16 protein-coding genes are annotated in these 18,820 nt (G+C 70.7%); 9 read left to right on the top strand and 7 right to left on the bottom strand.

The annotated features are described in order from the left end of the window. Positions 1-45: 45 nt before the first annotated feature. On the top strand, positions 46-1,008 hold the full coding sequence (locus Raf01_RS40890; RefSeq protein WP_203923511.1) for an AraC-like ligand-binding domain-containing protein: 963 nt from the start codon (positions 46-48) through the stop codon (positions 1,006-1,008). On the opposite strand, the gene Raf01_RS40885 is transcribed toward Raf01_RS40890, so the two are convergent. Then, positions 978-1,571, bottom strand: coding sequence for a hypothetical protein (locus Raf01_RS40885; protein WP_203923510.1), 594 nt, complete (start codon positions 1,569-1,571; stop codon positions 978-980). The genes Raf01_RS40890 and Raf01_RS40885 overlap by 31 nt on opposite strands. A gap of 183 nt (positions 1,572-1,754) precedes the next feature. After that, complete coding sequence (locus Raf01_RS40880; RefSeq protein WP_203923509.1) at positions 1,755-3,116, bottom strand: PLL family lectin; 1,362 nt, start codon at positions 3,114-3,116, stop codon at positions 1,755-1,757. A gap of 339 nt (positions 3,117-3,455) precedes the next feature. On the opposite strand from Raf01_RS40880, the gene Raf01_RS40875 reads away from it, so the two are divergent. The 4 genes from Raf01_RS40875 (at position 3,456) to Raf01_RS40860 (ending at position 6,865) form a co-directional block, all read left to right on the top strand. Next, positions 3,456-4,046 carry a DNA polymerase ligase N-terminal domain-containing protein gene (locus Raf01_RS40875; RefSeq protein ID WP_203923508.1) on the top strand — a complete coding sequence of 197 codons (591 nt, stop codon included), beginning with the start codon at positions 3,456-3,458 and terminating at the stop codon, positions 4,044-4,046. Beyond that, positions 4,043-4,984 (top strand): non-homologous end-joining DNA ligase, encoded by a 942-nt coding sequence (ligD, locus tag Raf01_RS40870; protein WP_203923507.1) that lies wholly within the window; start codon positions 4,043-4,045, stop codon positions 4,982-4,984. The genes Raf01_RS40875 and ligD (Raf01_RS40870) overlap by 4 nt, the downstream gene beginning before the upstream one ends. After that, positions 4,981-5,838, top strand: coding sequence for a non-homologous end-joining DNA ligase (gene ligD / locus Raf01_RS40865; protein ID WP_203923506.1), 858 nt, complete (start codon positions 4,981-4,983; stop codon positions 5,836-5,838). Before ligD (Raf01_RS40870) ends, ligD (Raf01_RS40865) begins: the two co-directional genes overlap by 4 nt. 166 nt (positions 5,839-6,004) lie before the next feature. Continuing rightward, positions 6,005-6,865 (top strand): endonuclease/exonuclease/phosphatase family protein, encoded by an 861-nt coding sequence (locus Raf01_RS40860; protein ID WP_373319736.1) that lies wholly within the window; start codon positions 6,005-6,007, stop codon positions 6,863-6,865. A 9-nt stretch (positions 6,866-6,874) separates the two neighbouring features. Here the strand turns inward: Raf01_RS40860 and Raf01_RS40855 are convergent, their stop codons facing one another. Further along, entirely contained in the window at positions 6,875-8,086 is a 1,212-nt protein-coding gene (locus Raf01_RS40855; RefSeq protein WP_203923504.1) for an MFS transporter, read from the bottom strand. 49 nt (positions 8,087-8,135) lie between these two features. Then, entirely contained in the window at positions 8,136-9,227 is a 1,092-nt protein-coding gene (locus Raf01_RS40850; RefSeq protein ID WP_203923503.1) for a DMT family transporter, read from the bottom strand. A gap of 187 nt (positions 9,228-9,414) precedes the next feature. Here Raf01_RS40850 and Raf01_RS40845 point away from each other — a divergent pair, with 187 nt between their 5' ends. Then, entirely contained in the window at positions 9,415-10,548 is a 1,134-nt protein-coding gene (locus Raf01_RS40845) for a glutathione-independent formaldehyde dehydrogenase (RefSeq protein ID WP_203923502.1), read from the top strand. 127 nt (positions 10,549-10,675) lie between these two features. Here the strand turns inward: Raf01_RS40845 and mltG are convergent, their stop codons facing one another. Beyond that, entirely contained in the window at positions 10,676-13,069 is a 2,394-nt protein-coding gene (gene mltG / locus Raf01_RS40840) for an endolytic transglycosylase MltG (RefSeq protein WP_203923501.1), read from the bottom strand. Between the two features lie 400 nt (positions 13,070-13,469). After that, positions 13,470-14,465, bottom strand: a complete 996-nt coding sequence (locus Raf01_RS40835) for a DUF4331 family protein (protein WP_203923500.1) — start codon at positions 14,463-14,465, stop codon at positions 13,470-13,472. 224 nt (positions 14,466-14,689) lie between these two features. Between Raf01_RS40835 and Raf01_RS40830 the strand changes: the two genes are divergently transcribed. The 3 genes from Raf01_RS40830 to Raf01_RS40820 are packed head-to-tail and all read left to right on the top strand — an operon-like array spanning position 14,690 to position 17,674. Beyond that, the gene (locus tag Raf01_RS40830) at positions 14,690-15,736 is read left to right on the top strand and encodes a FecCD family ABC transporter permease (RefSeq protein WP_308442697.1); all 1,047 of its coding nucleotides are present in this window, start codon (positions 14,690-14,692) and stop codon (positions 15,734-15,736) included. 47 nt (positions 15,737-15,783) lie between these two features. Then, entirely contained in the window at positions 15,784-16,809 is a 1,026-nt protein-coding gene (locus tag Raf01_RS40825; protein ID WP_308442696.1) for a FecCD family ABC transporter permease, read from the top strand. 28 nt (positions 16,810-16,837) lie between these two features. Continuing rightward, positions 16,838-17,674, top strand: coding sequence for an ABC transporter ATP-binding protein (locus Raf01_RS40820; protein ID WP_203923499.1), 837 nt, complete (start codon positions 16,838-16,840; stop codon positions 17,672-17,674). A gap of 34 nt (positions 17,675-17,708) precedes the next feature. Here Raf01_RS40820 and Raf01_RS40815 read toward each other — a convergent pair whose 3' ends face one another. Next, positions 17,709-18,695 (bottom strand): ABC transporter substrate-binding protein, encoded by a 987-nt coding sequence (locus Raf01_RS40815; RefSeq protein ID WP_203923498.1) that lies wholly within the window; start codon positions 18,693-18,695, stop codon positions 17,709-17,711. Positions 18,696-18,820 lie beyond the last annotated feature (125 nt).

The raw sequence follows: 18,820 nt of genomic DNA, 5'->3' as shown, positions 1-18,820 counted from the left end.
TGATCGGCAGCGCGCGGGATCTCCAACCGCCAGGGAGGTGCGGGCATGCAGGTCACTCAGTTCCGTACTGCCGATCTTCCTGGGCGCGAGCGTTTCGCCGCTTGGCACGAGATGACGGCCAAGGCCCACGTCAACACGACCGTCAGTACCGACAACGCGGAGGACTTCGCGGCGGCTATCAACCTGATTGACCTCGGCTCCGTACAGGCGTCGGTATTGACCTATCCGCCGATCCGAGCGAGCCGGACGGCGAAGCTGATCCGCCGGTCAGATCCGGAACTCTATTTCGTGTCAGTGACCCTCGGCGGCAGGGTCGGATTCGACCAGGTAGGGCGCGAGGTCCTCGTCGACAAGGGTGAGCTTGTGCTCCTGGACACGTCTCTGCCCGCCGTCGCCGTCAACGACGTTCCGCTGGAGCATATGGTCATCCAGGTCTCGAAGAACCAGCTACCGTCGCGGCCACGCCTGCGGGATCGCGCACTGGCCAGGCCCATGCCGGCCCGGCGTGGTCTCGGGTCGTTGGTGACGAGTTTCGTGGGGCAGTTGATGGCTTCGGCGCACGAGCTCACTCCCGTCGAGGGTGCCCGGTTGACCACGGTGGTCGTCGACCTGTTCACCTGTCTCCTCGCCAGTCAGCTCGACGAGCCCGCCATGGCTCGGGAATCCCGGCAGCAGCTGCTTCCGACCAGAGTCTTCAACTTCATCGAACAGCGAGTTGGTGATCCGGGACTTACCCCGGCTGTCATCGCGGCCGCCCACCAGATCTCCATCCGTTCCCTGCAGCTACTGTTTCAGAGCCAGGGGCTGACCGTGTCGGGGCGGATTCGGAGCCGGCGGCTGGAGCGCTGCCGCCAGGACCTGGCCGATCCCGCCAGCGACTCCCGACCGGTACATGCGATCGGCGCACGGTGGGGCTTCACCGACGCCGCAGGCTTCAGCCGCGCCTTCCGCCGAGAGTACGGGATGCCCCCCGGCGACTATCGCCACCAGCGTCGACAACTGCGCTGAAATCCAATAACACTGCGTTCACAGCCAACGACATCCGCCAGGCTCGACGCCGACTCCAAGACCTTACGTATCTCCGGAACTTTGTATAGCACCAGCAGGTTGGCCGCGTGCTCTTCCTCTCGCCTCCGCATTCTCACGTGCCCGTACCACCATGGCGGGAACTCGCCGAACGCCAGATTCCCGGTCCCGTCACGCCCTTCCGCGGCGATCGCGGGGCGAAGCTGGCGCAGGTACCGGGACGTGACCCGAGTGAGCGGGAACCCCTTGATGACCAGTATCCGACGATCCGTCAGCACATACCGGGTGCGGCTCAACGCCATGGCCCGGAACACAAGCTGGCCGATGCTTGCGCACACGACGACCAGGATCCAGATCGGCACGAAGCCCGGCGGCAAGAAGCCGGTGAACAGCAGGAGCAGCAGGCCCGCCGCGCTCTGCACGATGCTCGTTCCGTAGCTCACCTTGACCCGCCGATGGTAGAGGCGCCACACATGGCGGGCGACCGGGCGCCCCTCCCACCGGATCTTCTCGCCATCGAGCAGCCTGACCTCGTCGGTCCTCATGCGCCCATGCTCGCCGCCGTCGTCAACACGAGGGCGTCCCCGGGCCGGCGTTGCGGTGCGATCGGTCCACCCGGCGGGTACCGGGTGGACCGACCGCGGGTCGGCGGGTGGTGCGACCGCGCCGCCGGATCAACCGGTGGTGCAGGGGGCGCCGTCGAGTTGGAAGTTCGTGGGTGCGCTCGGTCAGACGACCGAGATGGCGATGGCCGTGGCCGTACCGGGCGGGGTGACGACCGCCCAGTTGGTCCAGGTACCGTCGGCGTTACGGACCCGGTGCTCGACGGTGCCACCCGCGACCACCATGGTCTGCATGTCGTTCCAGGTGAAGTTCACGCTGCCGGCCACCGCGGACGCGCCGTTGCCGGCGTCGCCCCACCCCGACCACGTGCCATCGGAGTAACGGATCCGGTGATTGATCGCCCCGCCGGACACCTCCAACACCTGCAGGTTCCCGTTGTCGTCGGCCGTGGCCGCCGCCGAGGTGACCGAACCACTGCCGTCGACCAACCCCCAGCCGGTCCAGGTACCGTCCGCGTTACGGACCCGGTGATACAAGCTGCCCGTCGTACCGTTGACTCCCAGACCCAGCATCTGCACCACGTTGTGCGCCTGATCCACCGAAATCCACACCCCGGTACCAGCACCCAGGCTCGCCCACGGCGACCACGAACCATCCGCCCACCGGATCCGGTGATAGATCGTCCCGTTGATCACCGCCGCCAGATGCAGCACATTCGCACGCCGGTCAATCGACGCCGACACCTGGGTGCCGGGCCCGAGGCTCCCCCACCCCGACCACGAACCATCGGTATACCGGATCCGGTGATAGATCGTCCCGCCGATAACCGCGACCACCTGCAGATTGCCCGAACCATCGGTCGCGTCGGTCACCGACGTCGCCGCACCGGCACCACTCAAACCACCAGCGTCCAACGGCTGCCAACCCGTCCACGTACCATCGACATTCCGAACCGTGTGATAGAGCTGCCCACCCGCGATCGACACCGCATGCGCCCGACCCACCTCCGGATTGCTGTCGTCCCGGATGTTGTCGTACCGGTACGCGACATAGTCGCCGTTGGGCCAACCGTCGATGTACGAGTCGTCGATGTCGGCCTCCGCCGCGTGTGGCGGCGTCGCGCCGAAGGTGTCGTACCAGAAGTGCTCGTGGTCGGACTCCCAGTGGTCGAACAGGATCACGTGGTCGGCCGTGTAGTCGAGGAAGTCACCGGGCTGCAGGTTGCTCCGGCTGATCTGAGTGGCGACACTGGGCAGTTCCTGGGTGACCAGGCTGGAACTCAGATGCAGAGCCATCGAGACGAATCCCGAGCAGTCGGTCCGGTACAGGCGGCCCTGCGGATCCTTCGCCTGGCCACCCTGGTCGTACTCGAGATACTGGCTGGTCCAGAAGTGCGCCCGGCTGATCACCTCGCTGCGCTGGATCGGTCCGCCGACCGCCGAATCGGCGTGCGCCGCCGACGCCGGCCAGAGGCCCAGCGCCATCAACGCCCCACCGAGAATCCCGAGCAATAACCGTCGTCGCATGGACATCAGCACCCTCCGTCGTAGGTTGGAAAACGCACGCCGAACGGGCATGGCCGACCTGAGGAGATCGCACACAAGACCGGGCCCGCGACGCGCACCACATCCTGGTTGGGGCCGATTACACTTCGCTTACACCCGACCGCCACCGGCACCTGTGGGCACGGCGGACACCTGCGCACCGTCCACTGTGGAGCTAGCGGTACGCGGCAACGCCCGGCCGTTGCCGCGACCCGCCCGACTGCTCGCCCGGGCCACTGCCCGCGCGACGGCCTGTCGGGGCGGACGGGGGTGTTTGCGCCCGCCCGCCCCGGGTACGACCTCTGGTTGGAGGTGTCGGGCATGGCGCTGCGCGAATACGACAGGAAACGCGATTTCACCCGTACCGGTGAGCCGCGTGGCCGCTCACGGTCCCGGCGCCGCGCGGAGGGCGAGCCGATCTTCGTGATCCAGCACCACGCCGCCTCCAGCGACCACTACGACTTCCGGTTGGAGATCGAGGGAGTACTGGTGTCCTGGGCCGTGCCCAAGGGACCGTCGATCGACCCGGCCGACAAGCGGCTCGCCGTGCGCACCGAGGACCATCCGATGGAGTACGCGGACTTCGAAGGCGTCATCCCGACCGGCGAGTACGGCGGTGGCACGGTGATGGTCTGGGACACCGGCACGTACCGGAACACCACCGTCCACAAGGGACAGCCGCGCGGCGCCGGTGAGGCGCTCGCCGCCGGACACCTCACGTTCGAACTGGACGGCACCAAGTTGCGTGGCGAGTTCGCGCTGACCCGCACCGGCGCCGGCACTCGGCAGCAGTGGCTGCTGGTCAAGCGGAAGGACGACGCGGCCAGCACCCGGCGGATCCCGGTCAGGTCGGCCACCAAGTCGGCGATCAGCGGCCGCACCATGCACCAGATCGGCCAGCAGGCGTCATGACCGCGCCGATGCTCGCCACACTCACCGACCGGTACTTCTCCGATCCGGGCTGGATCTTCGAGCGCAAGCTCGACGGGGAACGGGTGATCGGTACGCGCAGCGGCGGAGTGGCGACCCTGCGCTCCCGGACCGGCCGGGTGCTCGACGGCACCTACCCGGAACTCGTCCGGGCGCTTCGCCAGCAGCGCGGCGACTTCGTGGTCGACGGTGAGGTGGTCGCGTTCGACCGCAACCGGACGAGTTTCGAGCGGCTGCAACGGCGCATCGGCCTCACCGACCCGGTACAGGCGGAGGAGTCCGGCGTCGCCGTGTACTTCTACCTGTTCGACCTGCTCAGCCTCGACGGGCAGGACCTCACCGCGTCGCCGTTGCGGGAACGCAAGCGCCGGCTGCGGGCCGCGGTGCGGTTCGGCGGACCGCTGCGCTACACCACGCACCGCAACACCGACGGCGAGGCGATGCTCGCCGACGCCTGCCGCAGAGGCTGGGAGGGCGTCATCGCTAAACGGGCCGACGGGCCGTACGTGCACGGCAGGTCGACCGACTGGCTCAAGTTCAAGTGCGTGGCCGAGCAGGAGTTCGTCATCGGCGGCTTCACCGATCCGGCCGGCAGCCGGCACGGCTTCGGCGCCCTGCTCGTCGGGGTGTACGACGGCGACGACCTGCGCTACGCCGGGAAGGTGGGCACGGGCTTCGACCACCGGACGTTGACCGCGCTGCGGACCCGGATGGACGCCCTGGCCACCACCTCGTCGCCGTTCCGGGACCCGGTGCGCGAGCGCGGCAGCCACTGGATCCGGCCCAAGCTGGTCGCCCAGATCGGTTTCACCGAATGGACCAGGGACGGGCGGCTGCGCCATCCCCGGTTCATGGGGCTACGCCGGGACAAGTCGCCGCGCGCCGTCATCCGCGAGCTGCCGATGAGGCCGGGTCGATGACCATCGCGTTGAGCCGCCCGGACAAGCTGCTGTTTCCCGGCGTCAGCAAGGCCGACCTGGCCGACTACTACGACGCCGTCGCCCGGCGGATGCTGCCGCACCTGCGCGGTCGGCCGCTGGCCCGGCAGCGTTTCCCGGACGGTATCGACCACGGCGGCTTCATGGAGAAGCAGGTGCCGGCCGACGCCCCGGACGTCGTGCACCGGGCCGCCGTGCCGAAGGTCGGCGGCGGCGAAGTGACCATGCTGGTCTGCGACAACGCGGCGACGCTGCGCTATCTCGCCAACCAGGCGGCGATCACCCTGCACACCTGGCTGGCCCGCGCCCGCAGCCCGCGCCGGCCCGACCGGCTGATCCTCGACCTCGACCCACCGGCCGGATTCGCCGCCGCGCGCTCGGCCGCGCTGGCCGCGCGCGAGCTGTTCGCCGAGGTCGGGCTCGACCCGTTCGTGATGACCACCGGCTCGCGTGGCCTGCACGTGACCGCCGCGATCGCCGGCCGCGACGACGTCGGCGACGTGCTGGCGCTGGCCCGCGACCTCGCCGGCACCCTGGCCGACCGGCAGCCACGCGCGCTGACCACGGCGGCCCGCAAGGCCGACCGCGGGCGCAAGCTGTACGTCGACGCCCTGCGCAACGGGTACGCGCAGCACGCCGTCGCGCCGTACGCCGTCCGTCCCCTGCGTGGCGCTCCGGTCGCCACCCCGCTGCACTGGGACGAGCTGGACGACCGGGGTCTGACCGCCCGGACCTACACCATCCGTACCGTCCTCGACCGCGACGACCCGTGGGCCGACTTCCCGCGCCGCGGCCCGTCGGTCGCCGCCATCCGCAGGCGCCTCGCCGCGATCTGACGGCACCGCCGCGATCTGACGGCACCGCCGCGATGGCGGTCGATCGGCGCCGAGGCGTAACGGCGACGGTGTCTGGGTATCCGCCCGGTATGGCTACCAGGAAGCAGACACAGGCCGCCACGAAGAACGTCAGCAAGGCCCAGTTGGCCCGCGCCCTCGGCATGAAGTGACCCGCCCCGCCGACCGAGCCTCACGGGTACGTGTGGCCACCCTGAACGTCTTGACCCTGAGCGATGCGGAGGGCCGGCGGCGGCAGGAGGTGCTCCGGCGGGGGCTGCTCGGGCTGCGCCCGGACGTCGTCGCCGTGCAGGAGGTCACCCGCGGCCCGCGGTTCGACCAGGCGCGCCACCTGCTCGGCCCGGAGTTCACGGTCGTCGACCTGCCCGGGCAGTCGCCGACCGGCGCGGGTGAGTCTCTGGCCAGCCGCTGGCCGCTGGGCGCGGTCGCCGCGCTGGACCTGCCGATCGCCGGATCCTCGCACGAGTCCGTCCGGGCCACCGCGCTGGCCGCCGAGGTGCTCCTCCCCCCGCCGCTGGGCCCCGTGCTCGTGGTCCATCACCGAGGCACGTACCAGCAGGACCTCGAGCGTGCCCGCGAGCAGCAGGCGGTGGCGACCGCCCGATTCGTCGAGGGGCTCGTCGCCCCTCGCCCCGAGCGTCCGGTCGTCCTGCTCGGCGATTTCAACGCCGACGCGGACGCGGCCAGCATCCGGTTCCTGACCGGGCGGCAGTCGCTGGACGGCGTCAGCGTGCGCTACGAAGACGCCTGGGCGGCCGCCCACCCGGACGAGGCGGGGCACACCTTCACGCCGCACAACCCGCTGGTCCGCGCCGGCCAGATGCCCCTGGAGCGTGGGCGCCGCATCGACTACGCCATGGTCCGCGGCGGGCCCCACGGCCCGTTGCTCGACGTCGCCGACTGCCGCCTCATCTTCACCGAGCCCGTCGACGGGGTGTGGGCCAGCGACCACTTCGGTGTCTGCGCCGACCTCCGGCTGCCACACCACCCACCGGGCACGTGGGCGTGACCGGGGACCTCAGGCGTGTCGGTACCCTTTCGCGTGCCAGACCGCGGTCGCCGCGGCCACCGCGATGATGCCCACGGAGACCACGCTCACCCCGGCGAACAGTGACAGCACGTCGCTGAGCAGCCCGACGCTGACGGCGGCGACCGTCACCCCGAGGTACACGCAGGTGATGAACGCCGCGGTCACCTCACCCCGCCGCTGCTGGGGTGCGAGGTGGTTGACCTGGGTCTGCGCGCCGATGAAACCCAACCCGAGGCCGGTACCGGCCAGCACTGCGGCGATCAGCAGCAGCGGCAGCGATCGGGGCGGGAACGCGCCCACCAGGGCGATCAGTCCAGCGATCAGCACCAGAAGGCCGATCAGCTGCCCGGTCGCCGAGCGCAGACCGGCACGCAGCGACACGACCTGGGCCACGCACGCGGTACCGAGCATCACCGCGGTCACCGCGCCGAGCAGCGCCAGGTCGTGTGTTTTGAGCACCGTCCCGGCGTAGGTCGGCACCACCGACAGGAACAGGGCACCCACCGCCCACACCGCGCCGCCGGTCAACCCGGCCCGGGCGAACTCCGATCGCCGTTCCCGGGGCACCGACGGCCACTGCGGGCGCCACCGGCCGCCAGGAACGGGTGGCTCGGGTACCCGCAGCGTCGCCACCGCCACCACCGCGGTCAGCGCGGCGCCGACCAGGTAGCACAGCACCCGGGGCGCGGGGGCCCACTCGGCCAGTACCCCGGCGAGGACCGGCCCCGCCGCGCCGCCGCCGGCCTGGCCCAGGGTGGCCGCCAGGGCCGCGCGTCCCTGGTTCCCGTCCGGCTCGTGCTCCACCAGGGCGGCCGTGGCGGTACCGGTGATGACACCGACCGCCAGCCCCTGGGCGGCCCGGGCGGCGAACAGCCATCCGGTCCCCCGGGCGAGCGCGAACAGCACCATGGCGACGGTGGCCACGGCCAGTCCGAGCGCGATCACCCGCCGGCGCCCGATGCTGTCCGACAGCTGGCCGAACACCAGCAGTGAGGGCACCAGCACAATGGCGTAGGTGGCGAAAATCAGCGTGAGTACCGCACCGGAGAAGCCGAACCGTTCCCGGTACACCGAGTACAGCGGCGTCGGCAGGTTGGCGCTGAGCAGCATCACGAAGATTCCCGTGCCGAGCAGCCAGAACGGCCACGATGCCCGCTGGCCGGCGGGTGGGGCTTCGCGTTCTTCGGTAGCACCGAACATTCTCACGACTATCACTCCCCGCTGACCGCGTACCCGATGCCCCGCGTCGTCAACCCGCCGCCGGCGAGTGCGTCCACCGGCGGATCAGCGCGACCGGGTTGGACCGGCTCGACGCCGCGTAGGCACTGGCCAGGATGAGCACCGAGCCGACCAGTTGCAGAACCGACGGGCGTTCTCCGAGTACCACCGCGCCGAGCACGAGCGCGCCGATCGGGGTGAGCATGAGCAGTGCCGCACCCACCTCGCTGGGCAGGCGCGGCGCCGCCAGCGCCACCAGCAGCCAACCCACCACCTGACCCACCACTGCGACCAGCGCCAGCCAGCCGATCGCCGCCCACCCCGGAGCCATCGACACGCCGTGCCACAACGCCCCCGCGACCAGCGACACCACCGCCGAGACCGCGATGACCCCGCAGTATGCCTGGACCGCCCGGCCCCGCTGGTGTTCCGGGGTGCCGCCGGCCTTCGCCTGGCCGACGCGATCCTGACCGACCCGGCGCAACAGGAACAGGAGCATCGAGTAGCACACCGCCGCCAGTACCGCGTGCACGGTGCCCCAGGTCGGGTCGCTGCCGGGCACGCCGTTTTCCAGCACGCCTCCGACCAGCAGCATCCCGGCCAGCATCACCGGCAGCGAGAGCACGAAGCGCCGGGCGATCCGCTCGTGGTCCACGCTCCAGGCCAGCAGCGGCACGATCATGATCTGGGCGTTGACGAGTACCGTCGACAGGCCGGCACCGACTTCGAGGATCGCCTGGGTCCACAGCAGCATGTCGCCGGCGAACATCGCCCCGGCGACCACCACGGCGATCCACTGCCCACCGGTCAGACCGCCGCCCCGGCGACGCTCCGCCAGGGCTAGGCCGACCAGCAGCGGCAGCGCGAGCGCGCAGCGGTAGAAGGACGCGGTTCCCGGCGTGGTGTGTGCCAGCTCGATCAGGATCGCGGAGAAGGACACGCACAGCGCGCCGGCGGCCATCGCGACCGGCGCCGGCAACCGCGTGCCGGCCAGCCCACGTTCGGTACGGCCGCCCGTCTGCGCGGTGTTGGTCTGCTCGGTGTTCGTCTGCGCCGTGTTCGTCTGCTTGATGGCGGGGATCGGTCCGCTCCTTCCGTCCGTCTGATCGCTCCAGTTCCTCAATTCCTTCCGGGTGAGCGCTTCAGTAGCCCTCAGTAGCACGGCCTACCCGGCCCGTCCGCCCACGAAACCGGGGCGACGGGCGGCATCGACAGCTCTGTGCGCATCGATGTCAACACGCAGCGTGAAAGCGGGCCGAAGACGGACTTCCGTGATTCATCCGACGGCCGGAGTGGGTAGGCGGGGAAGTATGCGAGCACTCATCTACCAAGGCCCCCGAGATGTGGCCGTACGCGACGTTCCCGACGCCAGAATCGAACGCCCCACCGATGTGCTGGTCCGGATCACCAGTACCAACATCTGCGGCTCCGACCTGCACATGTACGAAGGCCGCACCAGCGTCGAGCAGGGCACGGTGCTCGGCCACGAGAACCTCGGAGAAGTCGTCGGGGTCGGCCGGGCCGTCGACCGGGTCAAGGTCGGCGACATGGTCTGCCTGCCGTTCAACGTCGCCTGTGGCTTCTGCAGGAACTGCGAACGCGGCTTCACCGGCTACTGCCTGACCGTGAACCCGGGCTTCGCCGGCGGCGCGTACGGCTACGCCGACATGGGCCCGTACAGCGGTGGACAGGCCGAACTGCTGCGCGTCCCGTACGGCGACGTCAACTGCCTGCGGCTGCCACCCGACGCGCGGGAGAAGGAGAACGACTATGTGATGCTGAGCGACATCTGGCCCACCGGGTACCACGCCACCGAACTGGCCGGCGTGTCCACCGGCGACTCGGTCGTGGTGTACGGCGCCGGACCGGTCGGCCTGATGGCCGCGTACTCCGCGATGCTGTGCGGCGCGAGCAAGGTCATGGTCGTCGACCGCCAGCCCGACCGGCTCGCGCTGGCCGACAAGATCGGCGCGATACCGGTCGACGACGGCCTCGGCGACCCGGTCGAGCAGGTCCTCGACCAGACCGGCGGCGAGGGAGCCGACAAGGGCTGCGAGTGCGTGGGCTGGCAGGCCCATGACCCCGACGGGAACGAGCGGCCCAACCAGACGATGAACAACCTGATCCGGTCGGTACGGGCGACCGGCGCGCTCGGTGTCGTCGGGGTGTTCGTCCCGCAGGACCCGCAGTCACCCGACAGCCTGATGCGCGACGGCGAGGTGGCCCTCGACCTCGGGCTGTTCTTCCAGAAGGGTCTGCGGATGGGCTCCGGTCAGGCCGACGTCAAGCGCTACAACCGGCAGTTGCGGGACCTGATCGCCGCCGACCGCGCCCAGCCGTCGTTCCTGGTCTCCCACAATCTCGGTCTCGACGACGCGCCGGACGCCTACCGGCACTTCGACAACCGCGAGGACGGCTGGACCAAGGTGGTCCTGAATCCGTGACCTCGGCCTCGCTTTCGCCGGTGCGCGTCCGGCCGCCCGGACCGGCCGCGCACCGGCCCCGTTCTGTCGCACCCGCCAGGCTCTGTCGCACCGGCCAGCTCGTTCGCGCCGGCCGGCCGTGCCGCGGTCAGCAGCTGGCGTGACGCTGCGCGCACGCCTCGTGCGCGGTCTTCGCGTATACCACCTTCGGGCTGCCGGTCAGCGTCTGCCAGTAGTAGTAGGGCCGCTTCGTGGTGTCCGGGTGCAGGGCACCGGTCAGCGCGTCCTTGCCCGGGTTGCTGATCGCACCGGGTGGCAGTCCGGGATTCAGGTGGGTGCTGTAGGGGTCCTTCGGACTCGTCAACTGGGACACCGTGAGGCTTTCGGACTCCTGCGCCGAGTGCCCGGTGATCCGCAGCCAGTAGTTGACTTCGCTGTCGATGGACAGCGTGGATCCGGAGTCACCGCCGCCCGGGCGGTAGATCCGGTTGTAGACCACCTCGGAGACGCCGGCCATGTCCTCTTTGGACTGTGCTTCGGCCTGGGCGATCGACGCGGTGATCAGAGCCTCGTACGGCGTCATGCCCAACGTCTTCGCGCCGGCCTGCACGTTCAACTGGCTGGGGCCGGTCGCGTCCATGAATTCCTTCACCATCGCGCTCAGCATCTGCTTCGCCGTCTCCCCCGGCGTGAACGTGTACGTGTCCGGGAACAGGAAACCCTCGATCGAGACGATCGGCTTCTTGCCGTCGTCGCGCGTGTACCACGACGACGGAACACCCAGCGACACCGGATCCTTCGCCGCCGCGACGAAGTCGGCCAACGGAACGCCGGTCTTCTCGTGCAACTTCTCGAAGATATCGACCGAGATCATGCCCTCGGTGATCGTGATGCCCGGCGCGAGGTTGACGAGAGCGCCGTCGGAGTTCCGCGCCAGCAGCATGTCCAGCGCCTTGGCGGCACTCATCCGCTGGTGCAGGTTGTACGCACCCGGCTGGATCTTCACGCTGTCTGGGTTGGTGGCCGCCGCCTGGATGAACGCCTTGACGCTCTTGATCACGTCCTTGTTCGTCAGCATCGTGCCGACCACCGTCGCGGTGTCGCCGGAGTTGATGACGACCTCCACGGTTCCGTTGCCGGAACCGGCGTAGTCGGGTATCGCGAAGTGGCTCTGGTAGAACCGGAAACCGGCGAGGCCGATGGCTCCGGCGAAGCCGACGACCAGGACGAGGACGAACGCCAGCACCACCCGGCGCTTGCCGCGTGGCTTGCCCGGCTTCTCGTCGTCGACCCCCTGGTCCGGGGCGCCGTAGTTCTCGTCGCCACGGCGGGCGGCATAGCTTTCGTCGCCACGGCGGGCGGCGCCGGTGTCGTCGCGGCGGCGGACGGCGTTGCGGAGCCGGCTGTGGTCGCGGTCGGAGCGGTCGTAACCCCGGTCGTCGGGTCCGGCGCCGGGATAGCCGTCGTCGTAGCCGGTGCTCCCGTAACCGGCGCTGTCGTAGCCACGCTCGTCGTAGCCGGGACTCTGGTAGCCCGGCTCTTGGTAGCCGCGGTTCCGATCGGCCGGTTCCCGGTAGCCGGGACCCTGGTGCCCGGGATCCTGATAACCGGGATCCTGATAACCGCGGCCGGGATACCGGTCGTCATGACCAGGGTCGGCATGGCCCGAGGCGGCCTGGCCCGAGGCGGCCTGGCCCGGGTCGGCGTAACCCGGGGTGGCGTAGCTCGAGGCGGCCTGGCCCGGTGCGGCGTAGCCCTGGGCGGCGTAGCCTCGGTCGGCATGGCCCGGCTCGCCGTAGCGGGAGCCCCGGTGCCTGTCGTCGTAACCCGGGCCGCCATGGCCGGTGTCGCCGTAGCCTGTGCCGGCATAACCGGTGCCTGAATGGCCGGTGTCGGCATAGCCGGTGTCGGCGTATGCCGCTGTCTCGCGACCGGGCCCCGGATAGCCGTTGCCTTCGTGGCCGGCGGGAGCATACCCGGACTCGTCGTAGCGATCGCGATACCCGCTGTCGTACCCGTCGCGACGCGCACTGCCCCGGGGCTCGGGGCCGCGGGCCGGCGAGCCCTGGCGGTCGGCGAGCCCACCGGTCTCCGGCATGCCCCGCCGGAATCCGGCGTCGCCGCGGCCGGCGCCGCGCTGACCGGTCTCCTCGGGTGGACCCCAGGCGCCGCTGGGGTGCTCGGGCGCGTTGCCGGCGCCAGGAGGGCCGGCAGCGGCAGGGTGGCCGGCAACGTCAGAAGGGCCGGGAACGGCACCGGCATCGGTGGCCGCGGCCGGGTTTCCGCGGCGGCCCCAGACGCCGCGACGCTGGCGGGGCGCGGGGTCGTCGTCGAAGCCGCGCTCGATGAAGCTCGGCGCGAAGCCACTGTCCTCACCGTGCGATGCCGGCGCGTACGCGTCGTAACCCCGCTCGGGGTACCCGGCCGGCTCGGCGCCGTCCCGCGGGTCGCGCCAGTCTCCGTGCCCGCGGTCCGATTCGGAACGCTGCCTTCGCTGGCGACCTCGACCGTCGTCGTAGGGTTGGTTGCGCCAGTCCGTCATGCGTGAGTCCGCTCCCCCGAGACCGACCAGGCGACAAGGCCGATGTGCTCGCCGCGCCCGCTCATCGCGCCCACTCCTGCGCCCTTCGAGTCAGCCTCGGTCATTGATTAAGGGCTACCTGATCAATCACAGTTCGCTGACACTATCGTCTGACGCCGTGGTCTAGCCAGCCCAGAGGGCGGCGGTGTTCGAGCCATGCGGAGCGCGACCCGTCCCGGTAATCCCTGGGTGACGGCGCGGTGACCGGGCGCAGGCGCCCGGTGGTGGCCCGGCCACTCGCCGACTGGCCGCGGCCCGGGCAGACCGGCCGCGACCCCGGGCGAGCCGACTGCGGCCCGGGCAGACCGGTCCGGCGGTGGCGGGGATGCGTGCGCCGGTCGCCCGTCGCCGCACCGGACGGTCAGTGCCCTGGCGTGGGCGGCCCGAGATAGGGAAAGCGCGGCATCAGGTCGGCGTGCGGCATCAGGCCGGTCGGCGGCACCTTGCCGTTGGTCAGCCAGGCGAACCGCATGCTGAAGACGTCGTCGGTGAGCGCCCGGCCATTGGGGTAGGCGGCGGCCTTGCCTCGGTCGTACCGGAGGATGTCGGGCAGCACCTGCATGGCGACCGCCTTGGCCTCCTCGGGTGAATAGCCACCCTTCTCGATGAGTAGCTGGGACCACGGGCCCAGGTAGTTGGCCACGTCGTCGGCGGGCTGCCGGGTGTTGTACAGATTCTTTTCCCCGTCCGGGTTGATGAACGGGTTGATGGTCGGGTTCCCGCCCCGGTCCATCTGCTCCAGCACACCGTTCTCGCGCCGGCTGATCGAGGCCCACATCCCGATCGACGGCCCGGATCCGAGCAGATCGGCGGGCACCTCCAAGACGATGGAGTCCACGTTGTTGCCGGCGAAGTCGTCGTGCCCGGTCCACTCGAACCCGTGCAGTGCCCCCTCGACATCAGCGAAGAACGGATCGCTGCGCAGCCCGGCGAACAGCCGGATCTGGCTCGGCCCGCCGACCAGGATGGGCTGCGCCGAACCGTCGAAGCTGACCGGGAAGGAGTCGACGAGCACCTGGCCGGCAGGCTCGGGCTGGCGGGCATCGCCACCGGTGGCGCACCACGCGGTCCCGGTCTGGCTGCCGTTCGCGTACTCCGAGAAGGTGAAGGTGAACGCGACGTCGGCCTGTGCGTCGCCGTCACTGTCGATGTTGATCCGGTACACCGCGCCGGGGCAGAACTCCGGGCCGGTGGTGGGTGCCGGAATCGGCGGCGGGGCAACGGTCGGGTTCGCATCGATGATCAGCACTGTCTTGCCGGGATCCTCCGGCGAGGCGAAGGCGAACACGTCGGTCAGCTCGAGGCGACGGTCGTCGCCGGGAAACTTGAGGTTGTCGGCGCTGAAGTGGTTCGACATGTCACTCCTTCGGGCACGCGGGCGCGCGGTGCCGGTCGGGCCGGATTTCCCTTACTGACGCTAGCCGTGGTCACGGTCCCGGCGTGCTCGATTCGGCGAAGGTGTACCCGCGTGCCAGGGCACACCGCGCCGGTCGGCACGCCGTCGCGGCGGTCCGCTATAGTCACCGCTTGTTAGGTTTGCCTACCCTAAGAACCGCGGGATGGAGGCGGTACGTGGACGTCCTGGACACGGTTCGGCCAGCCGCCGGGGTCGCTGCGAGCCGCCGGTCGAGCCGCTGGATCGTGCGGCTCGCCGGCCTCCTGGCGGCGGTCGCGGCGCTGCTGCTCGTCGCGCTGCTGAGCCTGGCCGTCGGCGCCAAACCCATCCCGCCGGGCACTGTCGTGCACGAACTGCTGCACTACGACGGCTCGGACGACGGCGTGGTGATCTACAGCCTCCGGCTGCCCCGCACCGCGCTGGGGCTGGCCGTCGGCGCCGGGCTCGGCCTGGCCGGTGCCCTGATGCAGGCCCTGACCCGCAACCCGCTGGCCGACCCCGGCCTGTTGGGGGTCAACGCCGGCGCCGCCGCCGCGGTCGTCGCCGCGATCGGCGTGGTGGGTGTGCGCAGCGCCAGCGGGTACGTGTGGTTCGCCCTCGCCGGCGCGGCGGTCGCCGCGGTCGGCGTCTACCTGCTCGGCTCGCGCGGCCGCTCCGCCGCCACCCCGGTACGCCTGGCGCTGGCCGGTGCCGCGATCAGCGCGGTGCTCGAGTCGTTCATCTCCGGGCTGGTGCTGACCGATCAGCGGACGTTCAACGACTTCCGGTTCTGGTCGGTCGGCGCGATTGCCGGGCGCGACCTGACCGTACTCTGGCAGACCGGACCGTTCCTGCTCGCCGGCGCCGTACTCGCGCTCGGGCTGGCCCGGCCGCTGAACGCGATCGCCCTCGGCGACGACGCCGGACGGGCGCTGGGCGCGCATCTCGGCCGCACCCGGGTGCTGGGCATCCTCGCCATCACCCTGCTCTGTGGAGCGGCGACCGCGGCGGCGGGCCCGATCGGTTTCGTCGGGCTGGCCGTTCCGCACCTGGTGCGCGCCATCACCGGCCCCGACCAGCGCTGGGTGCTGCCGTACTCGATGGTGTTGGCACCCGCCCTGTTGCTCGCGGCGGACATCGTCGGCCGGGTCGTCGCCCGGCCCGGGGAGATCGAGGTCGGCATCGTGACCGCGTTCGTCGGCGCCCCGGTCCTGGTGCTGCTCGCCCGTCGCCGGCGGCTGGTGGCGCTGTGACCGGCGGACCGATCGGCGCCATCCGGGCCCGTCCCGTCCACACCCGGATTCTCGGCAGCCGTCGCAGCGGCCTGTCGGTGCGCGTGCACACCCGCTCCTGCCTGGTGGCCGGCGTCCTGGTCGCGCTGATCCTGGTCGTCTCCGCGGTGATCCTGACCACCGGCGACTACCCCATCTCGTTGCGGGACGCCATCCCCGCGATCGTCGGCCGCGGCAACGGCGCGGCACAGTTCATCGTCACGACGCTGCGCCTGCCGCGACTGTTGACCGGGCTGCTCGTGGGCGTCGCCCTCGGCGTCGGCGGCGCGGTCTTCCAGAGCCTGTCGCGCAACCCGCTCGGCTCCCCCGACATCGTCGGCTTCGACACCGGCGCCGCGACCGGCGCGCTGCTGGTCATCCTCGTGCTGCACGGCACGATGTTCCAGATCGCCGCGGGCTCGGTGCTGGGCGGCGTCGCCACCGCGCTGCTGGTGTACCTGCTGGCCGTCAGGCGCGGCGTACAGGGGTACCGGCTCATCCTCGTCGGGATCGGTGCCGCGGCCATGCTGTCGTCCGTCAACTCGTACCTGCTGACCCGAGCCGACATCACCGACGCTCAGACCGCGGCGGTCTGGCTGACCGGCAGCCTCAACGGCCGCGGCTGGGAGCATGTCAGGCCGGTGGCGATCGCGCTCGCGGTGCTCCTGCCGCTGGCCTGCTTGCTCGGGCGCGAGCTGCGGATGCTCGAACTCGGTGACGACACCGCCCGGGCACTGGGCGTCCGCGCGGAACGTACCCGGCTCGCCTCGGTGGTCGTCGGCGTCGGACTCACCGCGATCGCGACGGCCAGCGCCGGACCGATCGCGTTCGTCGCGCTGGCCGCACCGCAGATCGCGCGCCGGCTCACCGCCGTGCCCGGCCCCAACGTACTGCCCTCGGCCCTGGTCGGCGCGCTGGTCCTGTCCGCCAGCGACCTGGCCGCCCAGCGCGCCTTCGCGCCCACCCAACTGCCGGTCGGCGTCGCCACCGGCGTCATCGGCGGCGTCTACCTGGTCTGGCTGTTGGCCCGCCAGTGGCGCCGGGGACACGGATGAGCAGAACCCGTCGAGAAGGGAACCGCCGGTGAGCCGCCTGCGTGCCGAGCACGTCGAACTGGCCTACGACCAGCGCACCATCGTCCGTGACCTGGACGTCACGATCCCCGACCAGTCGTTCACGGTCATCGTCGGCGCCAACGGCTGCGGGAAGTCCACGCTGCTGCGCGGACTGGCGCGGATGCTCACCCCCAGGGCGGGGGCGGTGCTCCTGGACGGGCAACAGATCCGGTCGCTGCCGTCCAAGGAGGTCGCGCGCCGGCTCGGGCTGCTGCCACAGGGCCCGATCGCACCGGACGGCATCACGGTCAGCGATCTGGTCGGCCGCGGCCGGTACCCGCACCAGGGCCTGCTGCGGCAGTGGTCGCCGAACGACGAGCTAGCGGTCACCGACGCCATGACCGCCACCGGAATCACCGAACTGGCGGACCGCTACGTCGACGAACTGTCCGGCGGCCAGCGCCAGCGGGTGTGGCTGGCGATGGCTCTGGCCCAGCAGACCCCGATCATGCTGCTCGACGAGCCCACCACGTTCCTGGACATCGCCCACCAGATCGACGTGCTGGACCTGTGTCGCGACCTGCACGAACGCGGGGGCCGAACCCTCATCCTGGTGCTGCACGACCTCAACCACGCCTGCCGGTACGCCACCCACCTGATCGCCATGCGCCAGGGACGGATCATCGCCGAGGGCGGACCGGGCGAGATCGTCACCGCGGAACTGGTCGAACAGGTCTTCGGGCTGCGCTGCCGCATCATCACCGACCCGGAGTCGGGCACGCCGCTGGTAGTTCCCGCGGTCCGCCGGCCCGGCGGGGCCCACCCGGACGGGATCAGCCCGGACGGTGGGAGCTACGTGCGGTGAAACCCCCGGCGGCGGCCGGCGGACGAATGGCGGGTTACAGTGACTTCAGCGCGGTCTCCAGCGCGGTCTCCAGCGCGTCCAGTGCGCCGAGCGCGTCGCTGTAGCCCCCGGGCAGGAAATGGATGCTGCCGAATAGGTGCCGCTGCCGCGCCGCAGAAAGCTGGGTGAACGCCTGCTGCGCGAACAGTTGCGGTCCCAGATTCGCCGGCTTCCCGTCGTTGGTGGTGTAGTAGAAGACCGCGTCGGCGTCGGCCAGCGCGTCGATCCGCTCGTAGGACAGGGCACGCTGTCCGGTCGGTGCCGTGGTTGCGGCCGACCCGCTCGCGAAGCGCACGCCCGCGTCGGCCAGGATCGTTCCGATCGGCGACGCCGGGCCGTAGAGCCAGTACTGTCCCTGGTCGAAGCCGCCCTGCAGTACGTCCCACCGGCTCACGGCGAGAACGCCGGCATACCTGCTCTTGATCTCGGCGGTACGCGACGCGTAGCGGCTTCGCAGGGCCTGGAGAGCGTCGGTGCGGCCGACCGCCGTGGCGGTGTCCTCCGTCATGTCCCGCCAGGCCACCTTCGACGCGGCGAACGGCATAATGACCGTCGGCGCCAGCGCCGTCAACTGGTCATACGGCGACTTCTGCGCGTCGATACCCAGGATCAGGTCGGGCTTGCACGCGGCGACCTTTTCCAGGTCGACGGCACCGCCGATCGTGCCCCCGGAAATCTTCGCGATCGTGCGCCACTTGGCCAGGAACTGCGGCTGGACGTACTGCTCGCCGGCGCTGTAGACGCCCACGGGATCCATCCCGAGGTCGAACATCGCGGCCATGGAGAAGTCGTCCAGGGTCACCACCCGGGCCGGGCGGGCCGGTACGGCGATCGGCCCGTTGACGCTGTCCACCTGCCGGGCGGCCAGTCCAGCGTTGCCGGAGGCCGCGCCCGTACCGGCGGCACCGCAGGCGGCGAGGCCCAGCAGTGCGGCCGATCCGGCAGCGGCACCGAGAAAGCCCCGCCGGGTCAACGCATCCACGATGCGCGCGAACTTAATGTCGGCATCCGGTGTGGGTTTCCGACCAGTCCGGCTCGGCGTGTCTGGCGCCTCGCCACGACCCAGACCAGTCGCGAGCAGCGATGTCACCACAAATTTCCTTTCGG

It is taken from the genome of Rugosimonospora africana (genome assembly GCF_016862975.1).
Classification (GTDB): domain Bacteria; phylum Actinomycetota; class Actinomycetes; order Mycobacteriales; family Micromonosporaceae; genus Rugosimonospora; species Rugosimonospora africana.
The sequence above is the reverse complement of the archived record's forward strand: the minus strand, read 5'-3'. Positions and strand labels throughout refer to the sequence as shown.